At 66.3% G+C, this 4,309-nt stretch carries 5 protein-coding genes; all 5 read left to right on the top strand.

Annotated features, from left to right (window positions below):
* Window positions 1–488: dTMP kinase (gene tmk / locus ABYW26_RS11250; RefSeq protein WP_372604969.1), on the top strand; the 488-nt coding region annotated here is incomplete at its 5' end.
* Window positions 485–1,618 carry a DNA polymerase III subunit delta' gene (locus ABYW26_RS11245; RefSeq protein WP_372604968.1) on the top strand — a complete coding sequence of 378 codons (1,134 nt, stop codon included), beginning with the start codon at window positions 485–487 and terminating at the stop codon, window positions 1,616–1,618. The genes tmk and ABYW26_RS11245, both read left to right, overlap by 4 nt.
* Window positions 1,615–2,421, top strand: a complete 807-nt coding sequence (locus ABYW26_RS11240) for a TatD family hydrolase (RefSeq protein ID WP_372604967.1) — start codon at window positions 1,615–1,617, stop codon at window positions 2,419–2,421. The genes ABYW26_RS11245 and ABYW26_RS11240 overlap by 4 nt, the downstream gene beginning before the upstream one ends.
* Window positions 2,421–3,218 (top strand): MBL fold metallo-hydrolase, encoded by a 798-nt coding sequence (locus ABYW26_RS11235; RefSeq protein WP_372604970.1) that lies wholly within the window; start codon window positions 2,421–2,423, stop codon window positions 3,216–3,218. The genes ABYW26_RS11240 and ABYW26_RS11235 overlap by 1 nt, the downstream gene beginning before the upstream one ends.
* Window positions 3,218–4,147, top strand: a complete 930-nt coding sequence (locus tag ABYW26_RS11230; protein ID WP_372604965.1) for an AEC family transporter — start codon at window positions 3,218–3,220, stop codon at window positions 4,145–4,147. The genes ABYW26_RS11235 and ABYW26_RS11230 overlap by 1 nt, the downstream gene beginning before the upstream one ends.
* Window positions 4,148–4,309: the final 162 nt, after the last annotated feature.

The raw sequence follows: 4,309 nt of genomic DNA, 5'->3' as shown, positions 1-4,309 counted from the left end.
GGGCCGAACAGATCCGCCGCCTGCTGGTCGAGGGCGAGCCCGGGCGCTGGTCGCCCGAGACCGAGTTGCTGCTGTTCACCGCCGCCCGCCGCGACCACGTCGAGCGGGCTGTTCGCCCGGCGCTGGCGCGCGGCGCGGTCGTGGTCTGTGACCGCTATGTCGACTCGACCCGCGCTTATCAGGGCGCCGGCGCGCCCGAGCGCCGGGTCATGGTAGACAGGCTGCATGCGTTGGCGATCGGGCTCGACCCCGACCTGACGCTGATCCTTGACATGGACCCGGCCACCGGGCTGGAACGCGCCAAATCCCGCGGCGGCGACGAAGAGCGGTTCGAGGATTTCGGTCTGGACATGCAACGCCGCATCCGCGCCGGGTTTCTGGATATCGCACAGGAATTCCCGGACCGCTGCCGGGTGATCGACGGCAACCGCCCCGCCGAGGACGTCAGCGCCGAAATCCGCGCGCTGGTGACACGGGCGCTGGCATGAGCGACCTGCCCGATCCCGATCGCGTCGAAGGCGCGCCGCACCCGCGCGAGACCCCGCGCCTGATCGGCCAATCCGCCGCCGAAACCGCATTCCTTGACGCCTATAACGGCGAACGGCTGCATCATGGCTGGCTGCTGACCGGGCCGCGCGGCATCGGCAAGGCGACGCTGGCATGGCGCATCGCCCGGTTTCTGCTGGCCACGCCCCCCGCCGACGATGGCGGCCTCTTTGGCGCGCCCGAGCCGCCGAACAGTCTGGATATCGCCCCGGATCACCCCGTCGCCCGACGCCTTCAGGCGCTGTCCGATCCCGGCCTGTGCCTGATCCGGCGCGGCCCCAATGACAAGGGCGATGCCCTGTCGAACGACATCCGCGTCGATCAGGTGCGCAAGCTGAAAAGCTTTTTCGCCCTTTCCGCCACCGATGGCGGCCGCCGCGTGGTGATCGTCGACAGCGCGGACGAACTGAACACCAGCGCCGCCAACGCCCTGTTGAAAGAGCTTGAGGAACCCCCGGCGCGGGTGACGATGCTGTTGATCTCGCATCAGCCGTCAAAGCTGTTGCCGACGATCCGCTCGCGCTGCCGCGAATTGCGGCTGGGCACGCTGGACCCCGATCAGATGGCGCAAGCGCTGGCACAGGCCGGGGCCGAGACCCCCGATCCGGTGGCGCTGGCGGAATTGTCCGGTGGCTCGGTCGGCGAGGCCTTGCGGCTGACCAATCTGGGCGGGCTTGAGCTTTATTCCGAGCTGGTCGGGCTGATGGCGACCCTGCCGCGCCTTGACCGGCCTCGGGCGCTGAAATTCGCCGAGGCCGCCGCAGGCAAGGCCGCGCGCCCGCGCTATGACCTGATGCTGGCGCTGCTGGACCTGTTTCTGGCGCGTCTGGCCCGCGCTGGGGTCATGGGCCCACCCGCCAATGAGGCCGCCAAGGGCGAGGCCGCGCTGCTGGCACGTCTGTCGCCTGATCTTTATGCAGCCCGGGCCTGGGCCGAAACCGCGGAAACTTTGGGCGCCCGCGCCCGCCATGCTCGTGCGGTCAACCTTGACCCCGCCTCGCTGATCCTTGATACCGTGCTGAGAATTGATCAGACGGCGGCAACATTGGCCGCCCGGCAGGCCTATGTATGACGCACGTTCCTGAAATTACCGACAGCCACTGCCATCTGGACTTTCCCGATTTCGCTGACGAATTGCCTGCGGTGATCGACCGGGCCGTGCAGGCCGGTGTCTCCCGCATGGTCACGATCTGCACCCGGCTGCGGCAAGCGCCTCAGGTGCGCGCCATCGCCGAGGCGCACGACCCGGTGTTCTGGGCCGCCGCCACCCACCCGATGAGCGCCGCGCAAGAACCGATGGCGACCTTGGCCGATCTGCTGGATCTGGCCCAGCACCCGAAGTTTGTCGGCATCGGTGAAACCGGTCTGGATTACCACTACACCGCTGAAAGCATGGACGTTCAGCAGGAGAGCCTGCGCATCCATATCGAGGCCGCGCGTCAGACCGGCCTGCCGCTGATCATCCATTCCCGCGATGCCGATGACGACATGGCGCGAATTCTGGCCGCCGAATACGACGCTGGCGCGTTTTCCTGTGTGCTGCATTGCTTCTCATCGTCACCCGAACTGGCGCGCGCGGCGCTGGATCTGGGGTTCTACCTGTCGATGTCGGGCATCGCCACCTTCCCGAAATCGGGCGAGTTGCGCGACATCTTCGCCGCTGCCCCGGTCAGCCGCATTCTGGTCGAAACCGACGCGCCCTATCTGGCGCCGCCGCCGCATCGCGGCCGCCGCAATGAACCGGCCTATACCCGCCACACCGCCCATGTCGGCGCGCAATTGTTCGATATGGACTATCGGGATTTCGCGGCCCAGACCCAGACCAACTTTGACCGCCTGTTCAAGAAGGCCGCCGCGTGGGAGGCCAGCACCTGATGGCCCGGATGCATTTCACCATTCTGGGCTGCGGCTCGTCTGGCGGGGTGCCCCGTCTGGGCGGACATTGGGGCGATTGCGACCCGGAAGAGCCGCGCAACATCCGCACCCGCTGTTCGCTGCTGGTCGAGCGCGAGGATGAAGACGGCGTTACCCGCGTACTGATCGACACCACCCCCGACATGCGCGCGCAACTGCTGCGCGCCGGGGTGGGCGAACTGGACGCGGTGGTGTTCACCCATTCCCATGCCGACCATGTGCACGGCATCGACGATCTGCGCCAGATCGTGTTCAACATGCGCGCCCGCCTGCCGGTCTGGGCCGATGGCGCCACACAAGAGGCGCTGTATTCGCGGTTCGGCTATGCCTTCGTTCAGCCCGAGGGTTCGCCCTATCCGCCGATCCTCGACATGCACACCATCCATGGCGACGTCCAGATCACCGGCGCGGGCGGCACGGTGACTCTGACCCCGTTCCGGGTAAACCATGGCACGATCGACGCGCTGGGGTTCCGGGTCGGCGACGTGGCCTATCTGCCCGATGTGGTGGATATGTATGACGAAAGCTGGCCCAAGCTGGAAGGGTTGCACACGCTGATCCTTGACGCGCTGCGCCGCACGCCGCACCCGACGCATCTGCATCTCGACAAGGCGCTGGAATGGATCCAGCGGCTGGCGCCCGAACAGGCGGTGCTGACCAACATGCATATCGATCTGGACTATGCCACCGTGGCGGCCGAGACCCCGGACCACGTCACCCCCGCCTACGACGGCCTGACGCTTAGCTTCGATCTCTGATGCAGGCGCTGGTTCAGGTCATCGCCCCGGTGTTTCTGGTGCTGGGCTTTGGCTATCTGGCGACATGGCGCAAACTGATCAACGAGAACACCATCGACGGGCTGATGATGTTCACCCAGAAAATCGCCATCCCCTGCCTGCTGTTCAAAGGCATCTCGACGCTGGACCTTGGCCAGAATTTCGATTGGCGGCTGATGGCCAGCTTCTATACCGGCGCGCTGACCGGGTTTTTCGGCGGGCTGATCGGGGCGCGGATGTTGCTGGGCCGCCCATGGGAAGACTGCGTGACCATCGGCTTTACCGGCCTGTTCTCGAACGCGCTGCTGCTGGGCCTGCCGATCACCGAACGCGCCTACGGCGCCGAGGCGCTGGCCGGGAATTACATGATCATCACCATCCACGCGCCGATCTGCTATGGGCTGGGCATCACCGCGATGGAGATCATCCGCCATCGCGGCCAGAACCCGGCAGTGCTGGCGACCAAAGTGCTGCGGGCGATGTTCTCGAACGCGATGGTGATCGGCATCGCCTTGGGCTTTGCGCTGAATATCTCGGGCCTCAGCCTGCCCGGCCCGATGAACGATGCGCTGAACCTGTTGACCCGCGCCGCGCTGCCTGCGGCGCTGTTCGGACTGGGTGGGGTGCTGGTGCGCTATCGCCCCGAGGGCGACCTGAAAGCCATCGCGCTGGCGCTCAGCCTGTCGCTGCTGGTGCACCCGACGATCGCCTATGTGTTGGGACAATGGCTGTCGCTCAGCCCGGCGCAACTGCGCTCGGCGGTGATCACCGCCTCGATGGCGCCGGGGGTCAACACCTATGTGTTTGCCAATATGTATGCCACTGGCCGCCGCGTCGCCGCGTCCTCGGTTCTGATCGGCACGGCAGTGTCGATGCTGACCATCTGGTGCTGGCTGGCCATCCTGCCCTGAGGCGCCCGCGGTTGGTGCGGGATTCGAGTATTTTTACCAAGAAAAAGACAAGCTGCTTTTCCGGGAACAAATACTCCGGGGTTTGGGGCAGCGCCCCAAGCGGCCCCGGCTTAGCCGGGGCTCATCCCGCGCAAGCGTTCCGAGCGGCGGCGCAGCAGCTCG

Origin of the sequence: Actibacterium sp. (assembly GCF_041584535.1) — a bacterium.
Lineage (GTDB): Bacteria > Pseudomonadota > Alphaproteobacteria > Rhodobacterales > Rhodobacteraceae > Actibacterium_D.
The sequence above is the reverse complement of the archived record's forward strand: the minus strand, read 5'-3'. Positions and strand labels throughout refer to the sequence as shown.